Source organism: Streptacidiphilus jeojiensis (genome assembly GCF_042510965.1).
Lineage (GTDB): Bacteria > Actinomycetota > Actinomycetes > Streptomycetales > Streptomycetaceae > Streptacidiphilus > Streptacidiphilus jeojiensis.
The window spans coordinates 634,429-654,963 of record NZ_JBEUKS010000002.1 but is presented as its reverse complement, the minus strand read 5'-3'; the positions used below and the strand labels follow the sequence as shown (position 1 = coordinate 654,963).

Here is a 20,535-nt window from a genome sequence, read left to right as displayed (position 1 = left end):
TGCCAACCATGCACCTCCGTAGAGGGCTGGTCGCGCAGTTCCCCGCGCCCCTTAGGTAGTAACGTGCTTGATCGCCGTTGCGAGTGCCGCTCCGACGTCGGGTACCGACTGGTGCACGCCGTCTCGGACTATCACCCGGCCGTCCACGACCACCTCGCGGACATCGGCCGCGCTCGCGGCGAAGACCGCCGTCTCCGCCCCCAGCCTCGGAGCCGGGCCGGCGGTACGGGGCGTGTCCAGGGCGACCGTGCAGAAGTCGGCGAGTGCCCCCCGCTCCAGCCGGCCCGCCTCGGGCCACCCCAGGGACGCGTGGCCGTCCTCCGTCGCCGCGCGGAGCAGCGCCGCCGCCGTCCAGTGGCCGCGCCGCTGCGTGGCGAGCCGCTCGTTCAGCTCCAGCGCCCTCGCCTCCTCGAACGGGTCGATCACCGCATGGCTGTCGCTGCCCAGCGAGATCGGGCTTCCGCCCCGGGCGAGGCTCCGAGCCGGGCCGATGCCGTCCGCCAGGTCCCGCTCGGTGGTGGGGCACATACAGACCACCGTCGAGGAGGAGCTCAGCAGCTTGACGTCGGCGTCGGTGAGATGGGTCGCGTGCACCGCCGAGGTGCGCGGGCCCAGCACCCCGTGCCGGGACAGCAGCTGAGTGGGCGTCACCCCGTGCGCCTGCTGGCAGGCGTCGTTCTCGGCGGTCTGCTCGGAGAGGTGGACGTGCAGCGGGGCCTGCCGCTCCCCCGCCCAGTCCGCCACGGTGGACAACTGCTCGGCCGGCACCGCCCGCACGGAGTGCACCGCGGCGCCGATCCGGGCGTGCGCGCGGGGCTTGAGGCTGCCGGCCCGCGCCGCCCAGGCGTCGGCGTCGCCGTCGCTGAAGCGCTGCTGGTGGCGGTTGGGCGGCTCGCCGAAGCCGGCCGAGAGGTAGCAGGTGTCGAGCAGGGTGATCCTGATCCCGGCCCGGGAGGCGGCCTCGATCAGTGCCTCGCCCATGGCGTTGGGGTCGGTGTAGCGGGCGCCGCCGGGCGCGTGGTGCAGGTAGTGGAACTCGCCGACGGCGGTGATCCCGGCCAGTGCCATCTCCGCGTAGACGGCGGTGGCCAGCTCCAGGTAGCTGTCCGGGGTGAGCGCGTCGGCGGTCCGGTACATGGTGTCGCGCCAGGTCCAGAAGGTGCCGCTGCCGACCTGGACGGTGCCGCGCAGCGCGCGGTGGAAGGCGTGCGAGTGGGCGTTGGCCATGCCGGGCAGGGTCAGCCCGGTCAGCACGGTCGCCCCGGCGGGGGCCGGGCCGCTGTCGGGGGTGACCGCGGTGATCCGCCCCTCCGACACGGTGATCAGGACGTCCGACTCCACGACCGGGTCGATCCAGGCGTGCGGGGCCCAGAACTGGGTCACGGACGGCATGTGAGCTCCTCCAGGACGTCGGCGAGGGCCGCCGACCCTGCCAGGCAGTCGGCCTCGCCCGCGTACTCGCTCGGGGAGTGCGAGACACCGGTGGGGTTGCGGACGAACAGCATCGCGGTGGGGATGACGGCGGACAGGATGCCCGCGTCGTGGCCCGCGCCGGTCGGCAGGACCGGGGTGCCGGCGCCGAGGCGCGCGGCGAGCCGGTCCCGCAGCGGCGCGTCGAAGTCGACAACCGGAGTGTAGGACTCGCGTACGACATCCGCCCGGACGCCGTCCCGTTCGGCCCGCTCGCGCGCCGCCGTCTCGATCTCCTGCACCAGTGCGCTCAGGGTGGCCTCGTCGGCCGCCCTGGAGTCCAGCCAGCCGCGCACCAGCGAGGCGATGGCGTTGGTGCCGTTGGGCTCCACGCTGACCTTGCCGAAGGTGGCCAGCGCCCCGTGCAGCCTGGCCTTCTTGCGGGCCGCGAGCACGGTGTTGGCGTAGGTCAGCATCGGGTCCCGGCGGTCCTCCAGCCGGGTGGTGCCCGCGTGGTTGGCCTCGCCGTGGAAGTCGAAGCGCCAGCGGCCGTGCGGCCAGATCGCCGAGGCGACGCCGACCGGGTGCGGCGTCCCGGCCAGGAAGCGGCCCTGCTCGACATGGAGTTCGACATAGGCGGCGACCCGGGACAGCCGCTCGTCGTCCTTGCCCATCAGCGCCGGGTCCTGCCCGGCCGCCTCCATGGCGTCCGGCAGTCGCACCCCGCTCGCGTCCCGCAGCTCGTACGCCTGTTCCCGCGTCAGCACCCCTGCCGTCAACCGTGATCCGACGCAGGCGACGCCGAAGCGGGCGCCCTCCTCGTCCACGAAGTTGGTGACGGCCAGCGGGCGCACCGGCTGGAAGCCGCGCTCGCGCAGCGCGTCCAGCGCCGCGAACGAGGACACCACGCCCAGCGGCCCGTCGAAGGCGCCGCCGTCCGGGACGGAGTCCAGGTGCGAGCCGGTGACGATGGCGCCCTCACCCTGTGGGTCGCCGTACCAGGCCCACTGGTTGCCGTTGCGGTCGACCTCGTAGGCCAGTCCGCGGGCGGCGGCCTGCTCGGCGAACCAGGCCCGGCACTCGGCGTCGGCCGTGGTCCAGGCGTGCCGCCGGTAGCCGCCGGAGGCGTCGTAGCGGCCGACCGGGAGCAGCTCGGACCACATCCGGCGGTGGCTGTCGGCAGCGGACCCGAGCTGCTCCTCGACGGAAGTCACCTGATTACTCGCCCTCACGCATGGGGATGCGGACACCGCGCTCGTCCGCGACCTCGACGGCGCGGTCGTAGCCGGCGTCGACGTGCCGGATGACGCCCATGCCGGGGTCGTTGGTGAGCACCCGGCGGATCTTCTCACCGGCCAGCTTGGTGCCGTCGGCGACGGTGACCTGCCCGGCGTGGATGGAGCGGCCGATGCCGACGCCGCCGCCGTGGTGGATGGAGACCCAGGACGCGCCGGAGGCGACGTTGACCATGGCGTTGAGCAGCGGCCAGTCGGCGATGGCGTCCGAGCCGTCCAGCATCGCCTCGGTCTCCCGGTACGGGGAGGCGACCGAGCCGCAGTCGAGGTGGTCGCGGCCGATGACCAGCGGGGCGGAGACGGTGCCGTCGGCGACCATCTCGTTGAAGCGCTCGCCGGCCTTGTCCCGCTCGCCGTAGCCGAGCCAGCAGATCCGCGCCGGCAGGCCCTGGAAGTGCACCCGCTCGCCGGCCATCTTCATCCAGCGGGCCAGCGACTCGTTCTCCGGGAAGAGGTCCAGCACGGCCTTGTCGGTGGCGGCGATGTCCTTGGGGTCGCCGGAGAGCGCGGCCCAGCGGAACGGGCCCTTGCCCTCGCAGAACAGCGGCCGGATATAGGCGGGGACGAAGCCGGGGAAGTCGAACGCCCGGGTGTAGCCCGCGAGCTGGGCCTCGCCGCGGATGGAGTTGCCGTAGTCGAAGACCTCGGCGCCCTTGTCCTGGAAGCCGACCATCGCCTCGACGTGCTTGGCCATCGCCTCGCGGGCGCGGGTGGTGAACTCGGCCGGCTTCTCGGCGGCGTAGTTCGCCATGTCGTGGAAGTCCACGCCGATGGGGAGGTAGGCGAGCGGGTCGTGGGCGCTGGTCTGGTCGGTGACGATGTCGATCGGCGCGTCCATCGCCAACAGCTGCGGCACCAGCTCGGCGGCGTTGCCGAGCAGGCCGATGCTGAGCGGCCTGCGCTGGTCCCGGGCCTCGACCGCCAGCTCCAGCGCGTGCTTGAGGTTCTTGGCCTCGACGTCCAGGTAGCGGTGCTCGATCCGGCGGTCGATCCGGGTCTGGTCGCAGTCGATGCAGATGGCGACGCCGTCGTTCATGGTGACCGCCAGCGGCTGGGCGCCGCCCATGCCGCCGAGGCCGGCGGTGAGGGTGATGGTGCCGGCCAGGGTGCCGTTGAACTTCTTCGCGGCGACGGCGGCGAAGGTCTCGTAGGTGCCCTGGAGGATGCCCTGGGTGCCGATGTAGATCCACGAACCGGCGGTCATCTGCCCGTACATGGTGAGGCCGAGGTGCTCCAGGCGGCGGAACTCCTCCCAGTTGGCCCAGTCGCCGACCAGGTTGGAGTTGGCCAGCAGCACCCGCGGGGCCCACTCGTGGGTCTGCATCACACCGACCGGGCGGCCCGACTGGACCAGCATGGTCTCGTCCTGCTTGAGCGTCTGCAGGGTGCGGACCATGGCGTCGAAGGAGCGCCAGTCGCGGGCGGCCTTGCCGGTGCCGCCGTAGACGACCAGCTTGTCGGGGTGCTCGGCCACCTCGGGGTCGAGGTTGTTCATGAGCATCCGCAGGGCGGCCTCCTGCTGCCATCCCTGCGTGCTGAGGGTGGTGCCGCGGGCTGCGCGCACGGGGCGCGGGCCGCTCTGGTGCTGCGTCATGACTTCCGGCCTCTCGAGGAGCGGTGGATACATCCATTCAGATTCTTCAGCTCTGAAGATAGCCAATCATACGGAGGGGCACCAGACCCAACTGGCCCCTTATGTCCGCTTCAATATGTTTTGGACCATATGCTGACCCCGACTACCTCCGCACCGGCGGACAACCGAGAGGAGATGCCCGTGGGTCCCGTGGAGTTCCTGGTGCTCGCCTTCCCCGGCGAGACGATCGGCGCCGACGTCATCGCCCCGCTCACCGCCCTGCGCGACTCCGGCGGGGTACGGGTGATCGACACCATGGTGGTCACCAAGGCCGCGGACGGCAGTGTCGCGTCGGCCGAACTGGTCGACCTCGAACACCTGCGGGGTCTGGTCGACCCGGCCGGGAACGAGGTCAACCTGATGGGCGAGGAGGACGCCGCGGAGGCGGCCGAACTGCTGCAGCCCGGGTCGAGCGCGCTGCTGGTGCTGGTCGAGCACCTCTGGGCGACCGCGGCCGCCGAGGCCTTCCGACGGGCGGGCGGGCATGTCGCCGCGTCCGTACGCATCCCGCCCGAGTTCGTCTCCGAGGCGCACCGGGCGCTCGCCACCGCACAGTAGGGAAACAGCCGTCATGTTCCGACCGATGCGACCCGTCGTCGTCCGCCGCCCGGTGGGCGCACCGCTGCTGCGCGGCGCGCTGATCGGCGGCGCCGCCTACGGCGTGGGCCGGCGCAACGCCCGCAACGCCCAGCAGGACGCGGCCCAGGACCAGGCCATCGCCGAGCTCCAGGCGCAGCAGCAGCCCCCGGCGGGCGGCCAGGACATCGCCGCCAAGCTCTCCCAGCTGGGCGGGATGGTCCAGCAGGGCCTGCTCACCCCGGAGGAGTTCGCCGCGGCCAAGGCCCGGCTGCTGGGCACCGGCGGCTGAGCGCCGCCACCCCTGACAGCTGTGCTCCCCCGTGTCTGCGCGAGGGAGCACAGCTCAACCCCGGTGACTCAGCCCCGGGTCCGGGCCGCACCCTTGACGACGGGTCGGACCTGACCGGCGGCCGGTCCGGTGGTGGCGAACGCGCCGATCCGGCTGCGCCGGCCGAGCAGCCGGGCGTCCTCGGTGCGGGCCCAGACCAGGGTCTCGTTGGCCCGCTCCCAGCGGGCGGTGAGGCGGGTCGCCAGGAACAGGCCGAAGCCGTAGCCGAAGACCGCCATCCCGGCGGCGGGGGCCGCGGCCAGGGCCGCGGCACAGACCGCGATCATGCCGACGAGCAGCCACAGCGCGTTGTCGCGGGCCAGCCGCCGGCGGGTCGCCTGCGGCGGCTCCAGGGTCACCGCGAACGCCGCCTTGTCGGCGACGGCGATCCTGGCGCGGTACCAGCGGCTGCGCAGCAGCAGCCCGAGCAGGGCGGCCAGCACGCCCGCGGCCGCCCCGATCATGACGCCGTGCCGCCGCCCGGTGACGCTCGGGATGAGCAGGCCGGCCAGCATGCCGACGACGCCGATCCAGAGCAGCGTACGGGCGACCGTCGCGCGGATGACCACCACGCGAGCCAGTGCATAGGTTCCGCGCATACCTGTCCTCCCAACCGAGATGTCCTGGCGGGACGGTAGCGCGGACTTGTGAGACACGTATGAGAAACACCGCAGGCGACGGTGGGTTCTCAGTCAGTAGGTCCTCAGGAGACGTGGGTCCTCAGGAGACGTGGGCCCCGACCAGCATCCCGGTCAGGAAGGTCATACCGGTCGCCAGCGCGCCCAGGCCGAACTGGCGCAGTCCGCCCTTGAGCGGCGGCCGCCCGGTGAGCTGGGCGACCGCGGCACCGCCGGCGAAGGAGGCCACCGCCGCCAGCAGCAGCGCCAGCACCAGCGCCGCCGGGGCGCCGAACAGGTACGGCAGCAGCGGCAGCAGCGCGCCGACGGTGAAGGAGGCGAAGGAGGCGCCGGCCGCGGTCCAGGGCGAGGGCAGGTCGTCGGGGTCGATCCCCAGCTCCTCGCGGATGTGGACCTTCACGGCCTCCTTGGGGTCGACCGAGATCTGCTGAGCAACGGCCTCGGCCAGATCGGGGGCGACGCCGCGCTTGACGTAGACCGCGGCCAGTTCGCGCTCCTCCCCCTCCGGGTTGCGCCAGTGCTGCAGCTGCTCGACCACCACCTCGGCCTCGGTGAGCTCGTTCTGCGAGCAGACCGAGATGTACTCGCCGGTGGCCATCGAGAAGGCTCCGGCGATCAGTCCGGCCAGCCCGGTCAGCACGATGGTGTGGTTGGCGGCGCCACCGCCGCCCACCCCGGCGATCAGCGACGCATTGGTCACCAGGCCGTCCATGGCGCCGAAGACCGCCGGGCGCAGCCAGCCGCCGCTCACGTCCCGGTGGACCAGCGGCCGGTGCCGGGCGCCCAGCAGGCTCCGCGCTGCGGCGGCGCCCCGGCGGCCGCCGGAAGGGCCGGGGGACCGGTACTCCGGCGCCAGCACCACCGTGCGCTCCTCCGCGACCAGTGGCTCCTCCAGAACGAGGGGCTCCTCCAGAACGAGGGGCTCCTCCAGGACCAGGGACTCGTCGAGCACCAGCGGCTCCGCCGGCACGGCGGGCCGTTCCCGGGCGGCGGGCCCGGCCGGGTAGGGCGTCGCCGCGACCGCGCCGTCCCGTCCTGGCTGCGGTGGGGCGGGGTAGAGGTCCTGCCAGGTTTTCGCGGCCATGCCTGCACCTCCAGAGCGCACGGGGCAACCGTGGGGAAGGGACGAGCGTCAGCTGGAAACTACGCCCGCCCGCCACCGCCGGGACGGGTTCGCATGGAATGGACCGGTTCCGCTCGATTCCAGTCACACCGGCACCACATCGGCCGTCCGGCACTGTCAACCCACGAACAGGCCCCGGACCGCCGCCGCGTTCTCGAACTCCTCCAGCCGGCCGACCGATCCCGGCAGTTCGTCGCACATCGCCTGGAGCAGCACCCGCCCCAGCATCATCGGCGCGCAGGCCGTGTCGAAGATCAGGTTGGAGCCCACCGCCGCCGGGAGCATCAGGTCGGTCAGCCCGGACACCGGGGCGAAGGCACTGTCGGCGACGGTGATCACGGTCAGCCCGGACTGCTTGGCGGCCGTCAGCGCGTCCAGCAGCTCGCGCGGGTGGCGCGGCAGCGCGAAGCAGATCAGCGTGGTCGCCCCGGCCCTGGCCGCCTGCTCGATCCGGTCGAGCAGCATGCTGCCGCCCTCGTCGAGCAGCCGCACGTCCGGGTGCACCTTGGCGGCGAAGTAGGCGAAGCCGTGCGCCTGCGCGGAGCCGGCCCGCAGCCCGAGCACCAGCAGCGGACGGGAGGCGGCCAGCAGCTTCGCCGCCTCCAGCACCGGCTCGGGATCGGCCAGCACCGCCGCCAGGTGCTGCAGGTTGGCGATCTCCGAGAGCACCGCCTGCTGCTGCTCGTTGCGCACCACGTCCCGCTCGGTCTCCCGGCCGGCGCCGGCCTCGCCGGGCTCGCCCAGGCCGAGCTCGCGCAGCTGCTTGCGCAGCGCCGGGTAGCCGTCGAAGCCGAGGGCCACCGCGAAGCGGGTCACCGAGGGCTGGCTCACCCCGGCCAGCTCGGCCACCTCGACGCTGGACAGGAACGGCGCCTCGGCGGCGTTGCGCACCAGACAGTGGGCGATCCTGCGCTGAGTGGGCGTCAACCGGTGACCGTCGAACAGGCGCAGCAGCCTGCCGGACGGACCGGTGGCGGCGGCCTCGCCCGGGGCGGCGGGAGGCGTCCTGTGCGTCGCAGCCTTGCTCATCGCATCTCCTCTCCCCCTGGCCGCCGGGTGGGGCGGGCAGCGGGGGCATTCACTGTCCGTTGACTCTGCATGACTCCATGCAGAGTCGGCAAGTGCCGTCTTGCCCGCCGGACACCGTCAGGGCGTCCCTGATTTGTCCCTGAGACGACCCCGAGATCGGTGCCGCCCGGGGGTGCCGGACCCGTCCGGGTCCCTACGCTCACAGCTATGAACCCAGTCGAGAGCGAGACCAAGAAGGACCTGCGGGCCGCGGCCCACACCCTGCGGGAGCTCGGCCCCGATTACGAGTCCGAGGTCATCGACGGCTTCCTGCACCGCCTGGACGAGCGGCTGGAGGCCCAGATCGCGGTCCGGGTCCGCCGCGAGCTGGAGGCCAACCCGGAGGTGCGCCGTCCGGCCCGGAAGGAGCGCGTCGACCACCCCAACGCCTTCCAGTACGCCTCGCTGGTGCTGGCGGTGCCGCTGTCGGCGATCGGCGCCGGCGTGTCCCACCTGCCCGGGCTGCTGGTCGCCTGGGCCGGGATCGTCGGCCTCAACTTCGTCCAGCTGCGCAGCAGGCGCCACGCCGACGGCCGCCGGACCCGCCGCGACGAGTGGGACGACTGAGTCCTATCCCCGTCGCGGCGCGGCCCGACGCTCCGTCAGACCAGTGCTCCGGTGACCGACTCCACGGCGGCGACCAGGCCGCCGCCGGCGACGAACGCCTCGGCCGCCTCCAGGTCGGGGGCGAGGAAGCGGTCCGTGCCCGGACCGACCACACCCGCCGCGCGGGCCCCGGCCAGCGCCGCGGCCGTGGCCGGGGCGAGCGGGCCGTTGCCCGCGTTCAGCCGGATCTCCAGGGCGCGGGCCGAGGCGGTCAGCTCGACGGCCAGGATCCGGGCCAGGTTGTCCACCGCCTGGCGCAGCTTGCGCGCGGCGGACCAGCCCATGGAGACGTGGTCCTCCTGCATCGCCGAGGAGGGGATGGAGTCCACCGAGGCCGGGACGGCGAGCCGCTTGTTCTCGCTGACCAGGGCGGCCTGGGTGTACTGAGCGATCATCAGGCCGGAGTCCAGGCCCGGGTCGTCGGCCAGGAACGCCGGCAGGCCGTGCGAGCGGCTCTTGTCGAGCAGCCGGTCGGTGCGGCGCTCGGCGATCGAGCCCAGGTCCGCGGCGGCGATGGCGAGGAAGTCCAGCACGTAGGCCACCGGCGCGCCGTGGAAGTTGCCGTTGGACTCGACCCGGCCGTCGGGCAGCACCACCGGGTTGTCGACGGCGGCGGCCAGCTCCCGGTCGGCGACCAGCATGGCGTGGGACAGGGTGTCCCGGCCGGCGCCGGCGACCTGGGGGGCGCAGCGGATGGAGTAGGCGTCCTGGACCCGGGGCGCGTCGTCCTGGTGGTGGCCGGTGAGGCCGGAGCCCTCCAGCACCTTGAGCATGTTGGCGGCGCTGGCGGCCTGGCCGGGGTGCGGGCGGATGGCGTGCAGCTCCGGCTGGAGCACCTTCTCGGTGCCGAGCAGGGCCTCCAGCGACATCGCGGCGGTGATGTCGGCGGTGGTGAACAGCCGGCCCAGATCGGCGATGGCCATCACCAGCATGCCGAGCATGCCGTCGGTGCCGTTGATGAGGGCCAGGCCCTCCTTCTCGGCCAGCTCGATCGGGGTGATCCCGGCCTCGGTCAGCAGCTCGCCGGCCGGGCGGACCTCGCCGTCGGCGCCGTAGGCCAGACCCTCGCCCATCAGCGTCAGCGCGCAGTGCGAGAGCGGCGCCAGGTCACCCGAACAGCCGAGCGAGCCGTACTCGCGGACCACCGGGGTGATGTCGGCGTTGAGGATCGCCGCCATGGTCTCGGCGACCACCGGGCGGACCCCGGTGCGGCCCGAGGCCAGCGTCTTCAGCCGCAGGAACATCAGCGCACGGGTGACCTCCCGCTCGACCTGCGGCCCCATCCCGGCGGCGTGCGAGCGCACCAGCGAGCGCTGCAGCTGCGCGCGCAGCGGCCGCTCGATGTGGCGCACGGCCAGCGCGCCGAAGCCGGTGGAGACCCCGTAGACCGGACGCGGCTCGGCGGCCAGCGCGTCGATCCGGGCGCGCGAACCGGCCATCTCGGCGAGCGCGTCGGCCGAGAGCTCGATCCGGGCGTTGCCGCGAGCGACGGCGATGACATCCGCCGGGGCGACATCAGACTTGCCGACGACGACCACGTCGTCCACCACGTTGTGCATATCCATATGCGGAATCAGATCAGGTGAATGGCGATATGACAACTAGGCCAGGCCAGATACCGTGTCCGGTATGGGACGGACCACCGAACGGCGCCGGGTGCTGCGGCTGCGGGAGCAGCAGGGCAGCTACCGCCCGGACGCGCTGGCAGCGGAGGAACCGCTGGAGATCAGGATCAACGGCGAGGCGCTGACGGTCACCATGCGCACCCCCGGCCACGACTTCGACCTGGTCGCCGGATTCCTGGTGGGCGAGGGCCTGGCGGCCTCCTCGGAGGACCTCACCGCGCTGCGGTACTGCGCCGGGACCGACGCCGACGGGCTGCAGACCTACAACGTCATCGACGCCTCGCTGCGGGACGGCGCGGCCGTGCCGGCCTCGGCCCACCGCAATCTGCTGACCTCCAGCGCGTGCGGGCTGTGCGGGCGGGAGAGCGTCGACGCGATCCGCATGCGCGTGCCGCACGACCTGGCGGCCGACGGGCTCCGGGTCTCGCCCGACACCCTCTACGGGCTGCCGGACGCGCTGCGCGCGGCACAGAAGGTCTTCGACTCCACCGGGGGGCTGCACGCGGCGGGGCTCTTCACCGCCGACGGGGAGCTGCTGTGCCTGCGCGAGGACGTGGGGCGGCACAACGCCGTCGACAAGGTGGTGGGCTGGGCCCTCCGGGAGGGGGCGCTGCCGCTGACGGGCCATCTGCTGATGGTCAGTGGACGGGCCTCCTTCGAGCTCACCCAGAAGGCGGCGATGGCCGGGATACCGCTGCTCGCGGCCGTCTCCGCGCCGTCCTCACTGGCGGTGGACCTGGCCTCGGAGCTGGGACTCACCCTGGTCGGCTTCCTGCGGGGACGCAGCGCGAACGTCTATGCGGGAGCCCAGCGGGTGGCACTGGCGTGAGCCCGGGTGCACGCCGGTGCATGGTTGTTCGCGCAGTTCCCCGCGCCCCTAGGGGGCTGCAACTGGCTCAGTTGCACATGTCAGGGGCGCGGGGAACTGCGCGAACAACCAGCTACGGTCTGCACCTTCATGGCGGCGATGCAGGGCCGGAAAGAGCGATGGCGATGAGCGCTCGCAGGGAGGGGCCCAGGGCTGCGTAGGACAGGGTGGACTCGTCGGCGAAGAGTTCGACCAGCCAGCCTCCCGCGGCGTTACTGCCGCCCGCGGCCAGCACCGCGCGGTACCCGCCGACCAGCAGCACCGCCTCCTCCGCCGGGTCGTTGCCGGGGACCCCGGCCCGCATGGTGAAGGCCCGCCCCCGCACCGCCTCCGCGGTGAGCGGGTAGGAGCGCAGGTCGAAGACCGCGTCCGGGGCCTCGTTGACGGCCCGCTGCACCTGTGCCCGGACGTTGCCGGGCCCACGGGTCATCCTGCGGACCCCGTAGTGCGAGGTGCGCATCTGCAGCGACCCGGGCGGGACGTAGGAGATCCACCAGGACACCGCGTCCAGCATCCTGGCGGTGGTCTCGGCGACCACCTCCAGCCGGCCCAGGGTGTCCCTGCGCCGGGCCTCGTCGATCGCCGCGGTCACCGCGGCGATCAGCACCCCGGGGTCCGCGCTGTGCCGCGCCCCGCGGAACCGCCGCCGCTCGCCCCGCCGTCCGGGCGGCCGCGGCCCCTCCCCGTTCTCGGCCAGCTGCACCGTCGGGTCCGGCAGCTCGCCGCGCCCGGCGACCACCGGGCGGGACGCCTGCCCCGCCTTGGCCCGGTACTGCGCGGCGTCGGCCAGCCGGAACAGCCGGTCGGCGGTGGTGACCGGGCCGATCGGGTCACCGGTCGAGGCGACCCCGCAGGCCACGCCGTCGCCCTGATCGAGCGTCAGCGCCTGCGCGCACAGCTCCTCGGCGACCCGGACCACCTCGTCGGCCGGCGCGCCCTCGGCGACCAGGCAGAACTCGTCGCCGCCGAGCCTCCCGGCGACGCTGCCGGGCAGCATCGCCCCGCACAGCGACAGCTGGTTGGCGAACCGCTCCAGCAACCGGTCGCCGACCTCGTGGCCCAGTTCGTCGTTGACCCGCTTCAGACCGTTGACGTCGCAGACCACCAGGGAGACCACGGTGCCGTGCTCCCGGTGCTCGCTGAGGGCCGCGTCCAGCCGGGCGTCCACGGCCCGGCGGTTGGCCAGCCCGGTCAGCGGGTCGGTGAAGGCGAGCCTGCGCACCTCCTCCAGCTCCTCGCTCTGGGCCAGCCCGGCCGAGGTCTGCGCGGCCAGCACCGTGGCGAACTCGGCGTCGTCCTGGGTGAAGACCGGGTCGCCGACGCCGCGGGCCAGGTAGAGCTCACCCCAGGCCCGGCCGCGCAGCACGATCGGCGCGACCAGGCAGCAGCCGCGACCGCGCCGCCGCAGCGACGCCGCGCGCTCCCGGCAGGCGGGTCCGTTGGCGTCGGCGCCGCCGCCGTCCGCGGTCTGCACCCAGGCCCGCGGCAGGCCGTCCACGGTCCACGGGGCGCCCAGGCCGCGCTGCTCCAGGAACAGCGCGATCTCCGGGTAGTCGGCGACGGCGTAGGACTCGTCCTCCGGCAGTTCCTCCTCGCCGGGGGCCAGCAGTCCGTCGTTGACCAGCACCCGGAGCCGTCCGGTCTCCCGCTCCCAGACCGAGATCGCGGCGAAGTCGGCGCCCAGCGCCTCCCGCGAGCGCAGTGCCGCGGCCTGCACCGCCTCGATCCGCGTCTGCGCACCGGACATCGCCTGGGCCAGACCCACCACGGCCCGCAACCGCACATCCGCGCCGTGCACGCTGATCCTCCTGGCTCAGGACGGGCCAGGTCCGTGGCCGTGAAGACCACTTTAGGTACAGAGCGGACATATCGCCCCGAATGACGTACGGTCAGCCCGGTCCCGGACGCCGGGTCAGCTGCCACGGCTCCACCAGGCCCAGCCCGCGCACCGGCCGCCGCCACATCGGCTGCAGCGCGAACCGGTAGGACGGTTCAGCCCCGGCCGGCCCGTCCTCGTCCGGCACCGGTTCGACCGGTGCCCGGTCCCCCGCCGAGATCCCCACCGAGGCGACCGCCGACAGGGCGTCAGCCGCCCCGGGCGGCACGCCCGGGTAGCTGCCGGCGGCCGGCGGCACCGCGCCCTCGCGCTCCAGCGCCGCCGCCATCTCCCCGTCCACCAGCACCGCGTCCTTGGGGGCGATGGAAGTTAGCCGGCTGGCCAGGTTCACCGTGGTGCCGAAGACATCGCCCATCCGGGTGGTGACCGTGCCGAAGGCCATGCCGACCCGCAGCGCCGGCATCGAGTCGTCCTTGCCCAGGGTCTCCACCAGCGCCAGGCCGATCTCGGCGGCGGTCCCGGCGTCCTCGGAGACGTAGAGGATCTCGTCCCCCAGGGTCTTCACCAGCCGGCCGCCGCGTCCGGCGACGATGTCCGCGCAGCTGATCTCGAAGTTCTCGACCAGCTCGCCGAGTTCCTCCTCCTCCAGCCGGCGCGACAGCCGGGTGAAGCCGACCAGGTCGGCGAAGCCCACCGCGAGCCTGCCGCTCTGCATGTCCTCGTCCTCGGCGGCCTGCACCACCCGGCCGGTGACCGCCGCGAGCTGCCGCCGCCAGACGTAGACCAGGAACTGCTCCAGCTCCGGCAGCAGCAGTTCCACCAGCGGGTAGGCGACCTCGGCCCGGGTCAGCCCGGGCTCGGCGCCGGTGGTCAGGTGCTCCAGGAAGGTGTCGATCTGCCACTCGGCCAGCCTGGCCGTGGTCTGCCCGGTGGACCTGGCCACCTGGATCGCCATCGGCTCGCTCAGCAGCCCGGCCTCGACCAGCCCGGCGAGCCGTCGCAGCGCGATCACGTCGGCGTCGGTCAGCGCCCGCGACTGGCCGATGTCCGCGAAGCCCATCGCCCGCCAGAACCGGGAGGCCAGCTCCATCGGCACGCCCGCCGCCCGGGCCGCCTGGAACGGCGTGTACTGGCGCTCGGAGTCCAGGATCAGCCGCTCCAACTGCAGCGGCACGGAGTCCTCGGAGCCGGTCGGCGCGGACTCCGCGCCGTCCTCGGCCGAGCCCGCCATCCGGTCCTCGTCGCCCACCTTCTCCACCCTCGCCGCGTCCTGCCCTGTGGCCTTGCTCACACCACCGCCCGCACGAATCCTCGCACGGATTCACCCGATCCGGGCCATCACGCCTGCTGGGGACGGACGTGAAGGACATCCCCGGCGCCCACCGCGCGCTCCTCGCCCGCACCGTCGCGCACCACCAGCCGGCCGTCGCCGTCCACCGCCACCGCCTCGCCGAGCAGCTCCCGGCCGCCGGGCAGCTCCACCCGCACCGAACGGCCCAGCGTGGCGCACTGCGCCGCGTACGCCGCCCGCAGCCCGCTGGCCTCCGGATCGCCGGCCGCCCCGGCCCAGTCCGCGTACAGCTCGTCGAAGGTCCGCAGCAGCGCCCGCAGCAGCGTCTCCCGGTCCGTCACCGCCGCGCCGGCGAGCGCCAGCGAGCCCGCGGCCGGCACCGGCAGCTCCTCCTCGCGCAGGCTGACATTGAGTCCGATGCCCACCACCACGGCGTCCCCGGCCAGCTCGGCCAGGATCCCGCCGAGCTTGCGCTCCTCGCCGCCGACGTCGACCAGCAGGTCGTTGGGCCACTTCAGCCGCACCTCGACCCCGGCCACCTGGCTCAGCGCGGACGCCGCCGACACGCCGACCAGCAGCGGCAGCCAACCCCAGCGCTGCTTCGGCACCCCGTCCGGACGCAGCAGCATGGACAGGAAGATGCCCGACCGCGCCGGCGCGCTCCAGCGGCGCTCCAACCGCCCCCGCCCCGCCGTCTGCTCCTCGGCGACCAGCACCGCGCCCGCCGCGGCGCCCCGGGCCGCCTCCGCCGCCAGGTCGCTGTTGGTCGAACCGGTCTGCGTCACCACCCGCAGCGAGGTCCACAGCCCGCCGGGCCGCAGCACGGCCCGCTCCAGCGCGGCGCCGCGCAACGGCGGCCGGTCCAGGTCACTCCACTGCGAAGAACTCATGCTCCGCAGCCTATGACGCCGGTCACTCTGCATATCCGCCACGCGCCCGTCATGGCTACGCTACGACACGGAAACCTCACCCGTTGGTGCCGCCGGGATCCCCCCAGGGGACCTGGACTGCACTACCCCCTCCTGACGGGAGTCGCGCCGGATGTCCCAAGCCGAAATCGCCAACGAGGGCGCGGCCAGCCACACCACCGCCGGCAAGATCGCAGACCTGCGGCGCCGGCTGGACGAGGCCACGCACTCCGGCTCCGCCCGTGCCATCGAGAAGCAGCACGCCAAGGGCAAGCTGACGGCCCGTGAGCGCGTCGCCATGCTGCTCGACGAGGGCTCCTTCGTGGAGTTCGACGAGTTCGCCCGGCACCGCTCCACCAACTTCGGCCAGGAGAAGACCCGCCCCTACGGCGACGGCGTGGTCACCGGCTACGGCACCGTCGACGGCCGCCAGGTCGCGGTCTTCGCCCAGGACTTCACCGTCTTCGGCGGCTCCCTCGGCGAGGTCTTCGGCGAGAAGATCGTCAAGGTGATGGACTTCGCCCTGAAGACCGGCTGCCCGATGATCGGCATCAACGACTCCGGCGGCGCCAGGATCCAGGAGGGCGTGACCTCGCTCGGCCTCTACGGCGAGATCTTCCGCCGCAACGTCCTCGCCTCCGGGGTGATCCCGCAGATCTCGCTGATCATGGGCCCCTGCGCCGGCGGCGCGGTGTACTCCCCCGCCATCACCGACTTCGTCGTGATGGCCGACCAGACCTCGCACATGTTCATCACCGGCCCCGACGTCATCAAGACGGTCACCGGCGAGGACGTCGGCATGGAGGAGCTGGGCGGCGCCCGCACCCACAACTCCAAGTCCGGCAACGCCCACCACCTGGCCGCCGACGAGAAGGAAGCCGTCGACTACGTCAAGGCGCTGCTCTCCTACCTCCCCTCCAACAACCTGGAGGAGGCCCCGGCCTTCCCCGAGGAGGCGGACCTGACGGTCACCGCGCTCGACCTGGAACTGGACGCCATCGTCCCGGACTCGGCCAACCAGCCCTACGACATGCACAAGGTCATCGGGCACATCCTCGACGACGGCGAGTTCCTGGAGACCCAGGAGCTGTTCGCACCCAACATGATCACCGGCTTCGGCCGGGTCGAGGGCCACGCCGTCGGCATCGTCGGCAACCAGCCGATGCAGTTCGCCGGCTGCCTGGACATCGACGCCTCCGAGAAGGCCGCCCGCTTCGTCCGCACCTGCGACGCCTTCAACATCCCGGTGCTCACCTTCGTGGACGTCCCCGGCTTCCTGCCCGGCACCGGCCAGGAGTGGAACGGCATCATCCGCCGCGGCGCCAAGCTGATCTACGCCTACGCCGAGGCCACCGTCCCGCTGATCACCGTGATCACCCGCAAGGCCTTCGGCGGCGCCTACGACGTGATGGGCTCCAAGCACCTGGGCGCGGACCTCAACCTCGCCTGGCCGACCGCCCAGATCGCGGTGATGGGCGCCCAGGGCGCCGTCAACATCCTGCACCGGGCCGACCTCGCCGCGTCCCCGGACCCCGACGCCCGCCGGGTCGAACTCATCGAGGCCTACGAGGACACCCTGCTCAACCCCTACGTCGCGGCCGAACGCGGCTACGTCGACGCGGTGGTCATGCCCTCGGAGACCCGCCAGCACATCGTCAAGGGCCTGCGGGCACTGCGCAACAAGCGCGAGACGCTGCCCCCCAAGAAGCACGGCAACATCCCCCTCTAGGAGGCAGCCATGGCACCGATCAAGGTCCTGCACGGAGACCCCAGCCCCGAGGAGCTAGCCGCCGTCCTGGCCGTGGTCTCGGCCCGGGCGGCGGCCAACGCCGCCCGGACCCCCGACCGCGCCCCGGCCTCCCAGTGGGCCGACCGCGCCCGCAACCTGCACGCCCCGGCCCACCCGGGCCCCACCACCTGGCGCACCTCCGCCTGGGCCCAAAGTTGAGTACCCGTACTCAGGCGCAAGCCAGGACCAGAGCTGCACCCTGGAAGGCATGCTCTGGTCCGACCCCGTAGACGAGACCGCCGAGGAGAAGCGACGTGCCAACGCACTGCTCCGCCGCGTCGGTCTGCTCATCGCCGCCTTCGCGATCCTCTTACTGGTCATCGTGATGGTCTGACCGGTGTCTAGGCTGAGCCCATGACCCTGCCACTCGTGCTCGCCTCCGCCTCCCCCGCCCGCCTGGGCCTGCTCCGTCAGGCCGGGTTGGACCCGCAAGTGATCGTCAGCGGCGTCGACGAGGACGCACTCTCCGCCCCCACCCCCGCGGAGCTCGCGCTGGTCCTCGCCGAGGCCAAGGCGACCGCCGTCGCCGCAGGGCTGACCGCCCCCGCCCTGGTCGTCGGCTGCGACTCGGTCCTGGAACTGGACGGCCAGGCCTTCGGCAAGCCCGCCGACGCCGCCGAGGCCCTGGCCCGCTGGCAGTCCATGCGCGGCCGCAGCGGGGTCCTCAAGACCGGGCACTGCGTCATCGACACCGCCAGCGGCAACCACGCCTCCGCCACCGCCTCCACCACGGTCCGCTTCGGCAACCCCACCGACGCCGAGATCGACGCCTACATCGCCACCGGCGAACCCCTCCACGTCGCCGGCGCCTTCACCCTCGACGGCCGCTCGGCCCCCTTCGTCGACAGCGTCGACGGCAGCCACGGCAACGTCATCGGGCTCTCCCTCCCGCTGCTGCGCGAACTGCTGGGAAAGCTCGGAGTACGGATCACCGACCTCTGGGTCTAGGCAGCCCCTGGCGATGCGTCAGTCACGGTCGGAGTCAGCAGCACAAAAACCATCACCCCGACCATCACCAGCATCGCCAGAAAGGCCACCACCCCGCTCAGCGCCAACAGGGCGGCGGCCAACACCCCGTGCAGCACCGCACAGACAATCAGCAGAATCCTTGTGGGCCGCCCCATGGCACCACCGCGCCAGGCCGTGCGCGCCAGCAGCACCGCGACGACAACCAGGAATGCCGCAAGCAGCCCCATTCCGACCCAGGCTCCATTCGCCATGGCGTCCGTCGAAAGCCCACCCAGGGACATGTTCTGATGGCGCACGGCCAGCCCCAGAAGCAGCCCCACACCAGCGAAGAACAAGGCTTCGAGCACAAGCAGGAACACCGCCACCGCTGCCGTCCAGGTCCTCATGACGGCACCTTACTGACGGGTAGACACGTCCGGAAGAGGTACGCCGAAACGGCCCCTCACGACACCCGGGCGTACGGTGTACGGAGACAATCACCCTCCGTGTGGGCAAGCTCACCCCGGGGCCGGGCTCACCAACACGCCCTGGTAGTCCATAAACTCATCCACGGTTCAAGAAGGGAGCCATTGTGCGCAAGGTGCTCATCGCCAACCGCGGAGAAATCGCAGTCCGCGTCGCCCGGGCCTGTCGTGACGCGGGTATCACCGCCGTCGCCGTTTACGCCGAGCCGGACCGGGACGCGCTGCACGTCCGCGCGGCCGACGAGGCCTTCGCCCTCGGAGGTGACACCCCGGCGACCAGCTACCTGGACATCGCCAAGGTCCTCAAAGCCGCCGCCGACTCCGGCGCCGACGCGATCCACCCCGGCTACGGCTTCCTGTCCGAGAACGCGGAGTTCGCCCAGGCCGTCATCGACGCCGGGCTGACCTGGATCGGCCCCCCGCCGCAGGCCATCCGCGACCTCGGCGACAAGGTGGCGGCCCGCCACATCGCCCAGCGAGCCGGCGCCCCGCTGGTCGCAGGCACCCCCGACCCGGTCTCCGGCCCCGACGAAGTGGTCGCCTTCGCCCGCGAGCACGGCCTGCCCATCGCCATCAAGGCAGCCTTCGGCGGCGGCGGCCGCGGCCTCAAGGTCGCCCGCACCCTCGAAGAGGTCCCCGAGCTCTACGACTCGGCGGTCCGCGAGGCCGTAGCCGCCTTCGGCCGCGGCGAGTGCTTCGTCGAGCGCTACCTCGACCAGCCGCGCCACGTCGAGACCCAGTGCCTGGCCGACAACCACGGCAATGTCGTGGTCGTCTCCACCCGCGACTGCTCGCTCCAGCGCCGCCACCAGAAGCTGGTCGAGGAGGCCCCCGCGCCCTTCCTCACCGACGCCCAGAACGCCCAGCTCTACAGCGCCTCCAAGGCCATCCTCAAGGAGGCCGGCTACGTCGGCGCCGGCACCTGCGAGTTCCTGGTCGCCAACGACGGCACCATCAGCTTCCTGGAGGTCAACACCCGCCTCCAGGTGGAGCACCCGGTCACCGAAGAGGTCACCGGCATCGACCTGGTCCGCGAGCAGTTCCGTATCGCCGACAACGAGGAACTCGGCTACGACGACCCGCCCGCCCGCGGCCACTCCTTCGAGTTCCGCATCAACGGCGAGGACCCGGGCCGCGGCTTCCTCCCCGCCCCCGGCACCGTCACCGTGTTCCAGCCCCCCACCGGCCCCGGCGTCCGCCTGGACTCCGGCGTGGAGACCGGCAGTGTGATCGGCCCGGCCTGGGACTCCCTGCTCGCCAAGCTGATCGTCACCGGCGCCACCCGCACCCAGGCCCTGCAGCGCGCCGCCCGCGCGCTCGCCGAGTTCAACGTCGAGGGCATGGCCACCGCCATCCCGTTCCACCGCGCCGTAGTCGTCGACCCGGCCTTCACCAGCGAACCCTTCAGCATCTACACCCGCTGGATCGAGACCGACTTCGTCAACACCATCCCGCCCTTCGCCGGCGGCGCGGCCGACGACGACGAGCCGGACACCCGCGAGACCGTCGTGGTCGAGGTCGGCGGCAAGCGCATCGAGGTCTCCCTCCCGGCGAACCTCGCCGCGACCTCGGCCAAGCCCGCCGCCAAGTCCAAGCGCCGCGCCACCGCCTCCAAGGCCGGCTCGGCCGCCTCCGGCGACACCCTGGCCTCCCCGATGCAGGGCACCATCGTCAAGATCAATGTCGAAGAGGGCCAGACCGTCAACGAGGGCGACCTGATCGTCGTCCTCGAAGCGATGAAGATGGAACAACCCCTCAACGCCCACAAGGCCGGCACGATCGTCGGCCTCACAGCCGCGATCGGTGCCACGGTCACCAGCGGAGCAGCAATCTGCGAGATCAAGGACTGAGGAGCCCCCCACAGCGGGGGTACGGCTCGGTCGAAGGAGTGACGGCCCGTCGTGGCTTGTCGCGCAGTTCCCCGCGCCCCTAAAGGCAAACAAGGCGGCGCCGCCTCTCTGTTCACCCCCTCCGCACGGGAGGGGGTGGGACGGGGCGGGGTGGTCGCGGCAGGGGCCGTCAAAGCGAAGAACGGGTCATCGGCGTTCAAAGCACGGACACGCTTACAGACCCGTTCTGCAGCAGGCCCCAGAGCGACCACCCC

The 20,535-nt window shown here is 72.7% G+C and carries 20 protein-coding genes; 9 read left to right on the top strand and 11 right to left on the bottom strand.

Annotation, left to right across the window (positions count from 1 at the left end):
• Nucleotides 1-51: 51 nt before the first annotated feature.
• From ABUW04_RS08730 to hutU, 3 genes are read right to left on the bottom strand one after another with little or no spacing between them, the layout of a single operon-like run.
• A complete protein-coding gene (locus ABUW04_RS08730) occupies nt 52-1,392 on the bottom strand; it encodes a formimidoylglutamate deiminase (RefSeq protein WP_380563843.1) in 1,341 nt (446 codons plus the stop codon).
• Nucleotides 1,380-2,573 (bottom strand): allantoate amidohydrolase, encoded by a 1,194-nt coding sequence (locus ABUW04_RS08725; protein ID WP_380563920.1) that lies wholly within the window; start codon nt 2,571-2,573, stop codon nt 1,380-1,382. Before ABUW04_RS08725 ends, ABUW04_RS08730 begins: the two co-directional genes overlap by 13 nt.
• 55 nt (nt 2,574-2,628) lie before the next feature.
• A complete protein-coding gene (hutU, locus tag ABUW04_RS08720) occupies nt 2,629-4,299 on the bottom strand; it encodes a urocanate hydratase (protein ID WP_380563841.1) in 1,671 nt (556 codons plus the stop codon).
• A 180-nt stretch (nt 4,300-4,479) separates the two neighbouring features.
• Here hutU and ABUW04_RS08715 point away from each other — a divergent pair, with 180 nt between their 5' ends.
• Complete coding sequence (locus tag ABUW04_RS08715) at nt 4,480-4,896, top strand: DUF6325 family protein (RefSeq protein WP_380563839.1); 417 nt, start codon at nt 4,480-4,482, stop codon at nt 4,894-4,896.
• Between the two features lie 25 nt (nt 4,897-4,921).
• Nucleotides 4,922-5,206: an SHOCT domain-containing protein gene (locus ABUW04_RS08710; RefSeq protein ID WP_380563837.1), complete on the top strand. Its 285-nt coding sequence runs from the start codon at nt 4,922-4,924 to the stop codon at nt 5,204-5,206.
• A gap of 68 nt (nt 5,207-5,274) precedes the next feature.
• Here ABUW04_RS08710 and ABUW04_RS08705 read toward each other — a convergent pair whose 3' ends face one another.
• The 3 genes from ABUW04_RS08705 to ABUW04_RS08695 all read right to left on the bottom strand — a co-directional run bounded on the left by ABUW04_RS08705 (nt 5,275) and on the right by ABUW04_RS08695 (nt 8,035).
• Nucleotides 5,275-5,844 carry a hypothetical protein gene (locus tag ABUW04_RS08705; protein WP_380563836.1) on the bottom strand — a complete coding sequence of 190 codons (570 nt, stop codon included), beginning with the start codon at nt 5,842-5,844 and terminating at the stop codon, nt 5,275-5,277.
• Nucleotides 5,845-5,965: 121 nt separating this feature from the next.
• Nucleotides 5,966-6,673 carry a VIT1/CCC1 transporter family protein gene (locus ABUW04_RS08700; RefSeq protein ID WP_030264256.1) on the bottom strand — a complete coding sequence of 236 codons (708 nt, stop codon included), beginning with the start codon at nt 6,671-6,673 and terminating at the stop codon, nt 5,966-5,968.
• A gap of 450 nt (nt 6,674-7,123) precedes the next feature.
• Nucleotides 7,124-8,035, bottom strand: coding sequence for a MurR/RpiR family transcriptional regulator (locus ABUW04_RS08695; protein ID WP_380563835.1), 912 nt, complete (start codon nt 8,033-8,035; stop codon nt 7,124-7,126).
• Nucleotides 8,036-8,242: 207 nt separating this feature from the next.
• Here ABUW04_RS08695 and ABUW04_RS08690 point away from each other — a divergent pair, with 207 nt between their 5' ends.
• Nucleotides 8,243-8,641, top strand: a complete 399-nt coding sequence (locus tag ABUW04_RS08690) for a hypothetical protein (protein WP_030264261.1) — start codon at nt 8,243-8,245, stop codon at nt 8,639-8,641.
• 35 nt (nt 8,642-8,676) lie between these two features.
• Here the strand turns inward: ABUW04_RS08690 and hutH are convergent, their stop codons facing one another.
• Complete coding sequence (gene hutH, locus ABUW04_RS08685) at nt 8,677-10,245, bottom strand: histidine ammonia-lyase (protein ID WP_084715403.1); 1,569 nt, start codon at nt 10,243-10,245, stop codon at nt 8,677-8,679.
• A gap of 64 nt (nt 10,246-10,309) precedes the next feature.
• Here hutH and fdhD point away from each other — a divergent pair, with 64 nt between their 5' ends.
• Nucleotides 10,310-11,134, top strand: coding sequence for a formate dehydrogenase accessory sulfurtransferase FdhD (gene fdhD, locus ABUW04_RS08680; RefSeq protein ID WP_030264267.1), 825 nt, complete (start codon nt 10,310-10,312; stop codon nt 11,132-11,134).
• A gap of 127 nt (nt 11,135-11,261) precedes the next feature.
• Here fdhD and ABUW04_RS08675 read toward each other — a convergent pair whose 3' ends face one another.
• The 3 genes from ABUW04_RS08675 to ABUW04_RS08665 form a co-directional block, all read right to left on the bottom strand.
• Nucleotides 11,262-12,971: a GGDEF domain-containing protein gene (locus tag ABUW04_RS08675; protein ID WP_037597790.1), complete on the bottom strand. Its 1,710-nt coding sequence runs from the start codon at nt 12,969-12,971 to the stop codon at nt 11,262-11,264.
• A 91-nt stretch (nt 12,972-13,062) separates the two neighbouring features.
• Nucleotides 13,063-14,241 carry an adenylate/guanylate cyclase domain-containing protein gene (locus ABUW04_RS08670; RefSeq protein ID WP_030264273.1) on the bottom strand — a complete coding sequence of 393 codons (1,179 nt, stop codon included), beginning with the start codon at nt 14,239-14,241 and terminating at the stop codon, nt 13,063-13,065.
• 107 nt (nt 14,242-14,348) lie between these two features.
• Entirely contained in the window at nt 14,349-15,191 is an 843-nt protein-coding gene (locus tag ABUW04_RS08665) for a biotin--[acetyl-CoA-carboxylase] ligase (RefSeq protein WP_380563833.1), read from the bottom strand.
• 151 nt (nt 15,192-15,342) lie between these two features.
• On the opposite strand from ABUW04_RS08665, the gene ABUW04_RS08660 reads away from it, so the two are divergent.
• The 4 genes from ABUW04_RS08660 to ABUW04_RS08645 are packed head-to-tail and all read left to right on the top strand — an operon-like array spanning nt 15,343 to nt 17,946.
• Entirely contained in the window at nt 15,343-16,938 is a 1,596-nt protein-coding gene (locus ABUW04_RS08660; RefSeq protein WP_030264280.1) for an acyl-CoA carboxylase subunit beta, read from the top strand.
• Between the two features lie 9 nt (nt 16,939-16,947).
• Nucleotides 16,948-17,157, top strand: a complete 210-nt coding sequence (locus tag ABUW04_RS08655) for an acyl-CoA carboxylase subunit epsilon (RefSeq protein ID WP_380563832.1) — start codon at nt 16,948-16,950, stop codon at nt 17,155-17,157.
• A gap of 49 nt (nt 17,158-17,206) precedes the next feature.
• Nucleotides 17,207-17,332, top strand: a complete 126-nt coding sequence (gene mmpB, locus ABUW04_RS08650; protein WP_269665077.1) for a morphogenic membrane protein MmpB — start codon at nt 17,207-17,209, stop codon at nt 17,330-17,332.
• Nucleotides 17,333-17,352: 20 nt separating this feature from the next.
• Nucleotides 17,353-17,946, top strand: a complete 594-nt coding sequence (locus ABUW04_RS08645; RefSeq protein WP_380563830.1) for a nucleoside triphosphate pyrophosphatase — start codon at nt 17,353-17,355, stop codon at nt 17,944-17,946.
• Here the strand turns inward: ABUW04_RS08645 and ABUW04_RS08640 are convergent.
• Nucleotides 17,943-18,353, bottom strand: coding sequence for a hypothetical protein (locus tag ABUW04_RS08640; RefSeq protein WP_380563829.1), 411 nt, complete (start codon nt 18,351-18,353; stop codon nt 17,943-17,945). The two genes, ABUW04_RS08645 and ABUW04_RS08640, sit on opposite strands and share 4 nt — an antisense overlap.
• A 185-nt stretch (nt 18,354-18,538) precedes the next feature.
• Between ABUW04_RS08640 and ABUW04_RS08635 the strand changes: the two genes are divergently transcribed.
• Nucleotides 18,539-20,281 carry an acetyl/propionyl/methylcrotonyl-CoA carboxylase subunit alpha gene (locus tag ABUW04_RS08635; RefSeq protein ID WP_380563828.1) on the top strand — a complete coding sequence of 581 codons (1,743 nt, stop codon included), beginning with the start codon at nt 18,539-18,541 and terminating at the stop codon, nt 20,279-20,281.
• Nucleotides 20,282-20,535 lie beyond the last annotated feature (254 nt).

Bases quoted from the DNA above. Each gene is read 5' to 3' on its own strand.
- ABUW04_RS08730 (WP_380563843.1), bottom strand. From the start codon at position 1,392: ATGCCGTCCGTGACCCAGTTCTGGGCCCCGCACGCCTGGATCGACCCG.
- ABUW04_RS08725 (WP_380563920.1), bottom strand. From the start codon at position 2,573: ATGTGGTCCGAGCTGCTCCCGGTCGGCCGCTACGACGCCTCCGGCGGC.
- hutU (WP_380563841.1), bottom strand. From the start codon at position 4,299: ATGACGCAGCACCAGAGCGGCCCGCGCCCCGTGCGCGCAGCCCGCGGC.
- ABUW04_RS08710 (WP_380563837.1), top strand. From the start codon at position 4,922: ATGCGACCCGTCGTCGTCCGCCGCCCGGTGGGCGCACCGCTGCTGCGC.
- ABUW04_RS08705 (WP_380563836.1), bottom strand. From the start codon at position 5,844: ATGCGCGGAACCTATGCACTGGCTCGCGTGGTGGTCATCCGCGCGACG.
- ABUW04_RS08695 (WP_380563835.1), bottom strand. From the start codon at position 8,035: ATGAGCAAGGCTGCGACGCACAGGACGCCTCCCGCCGCCCCGGGCGAG.
- ABUW04_RS08690 (WP_030264261.1), top strand. From the start codon at position 8,243: ATGAACCCAGTCGAGAGCGAGACCAAGAAGGACCTGCGGGCCGCGGCC.
- hutH (WP_084715403.1), bottom strand. From the start codon at position 10,245: ATGGATATGCACAACGTGGTGGACGACGTGGTCGTCGTCGGCAAGTCT.
- fdhD (WP_030264267.1), top strand. From the start codon at position 10,310: ATGGGACGGACCACCGAACGGCGCCGGGTGCTGCGGCTGCGGGAGCAG.
- ABUW04_RS08670 (WP_030264273.1), bottom strand. From the start codon at position 14,241: ATGGCGGGCTCGGCCGAGGACGGCGCGGAGTCCGCGCCGACCGGCTCC.
- ABUW04_RS08665 (WP_380563833.1), bottom strand. From the start codon at position 15,191: ATGAGTTCTTCGCAGTGGAGTGACCTGGACCGGCCGCCGTTGCGCGGC.
- ABUW04_RS08660 (WP_030264280.1), top strand. From the start codon at position 15,343: ATGTCCCAAGCCGAAATCGCCAACGAGGGCGCGGCCAGCCACACCACC.
- ABUW04_RS08655 (WP_380563832.1), top strand. From the start codon at position 16,948: ATGGCACCGATCAAGGTCCTGCACGGAGACCCCAGCCCCGAGGAGCTA.
- mmpB (WP_269665077.1), top strand. From the start codon at position 17,207: ATGCTCTGGTCCGACCCCGTAGACGAGACCGCCGAGGAGAAGCGACGT.
- ABUW04_RS08645 (WP_380563830.1), top strand. From the start codon at position 17,353: ATGACCCTGCCACTCGTGCTCGCCTCCGCCTCCCCCGCCCGCCTGGGC.
- ABUW04_RS08640 (WP_380563829.1), bottom strand. From the start codon at position 18,353: ATGAGGACCTGGACGGCAGCGGTGGCGGTGTTCCTGCTTGTGCTCGAA.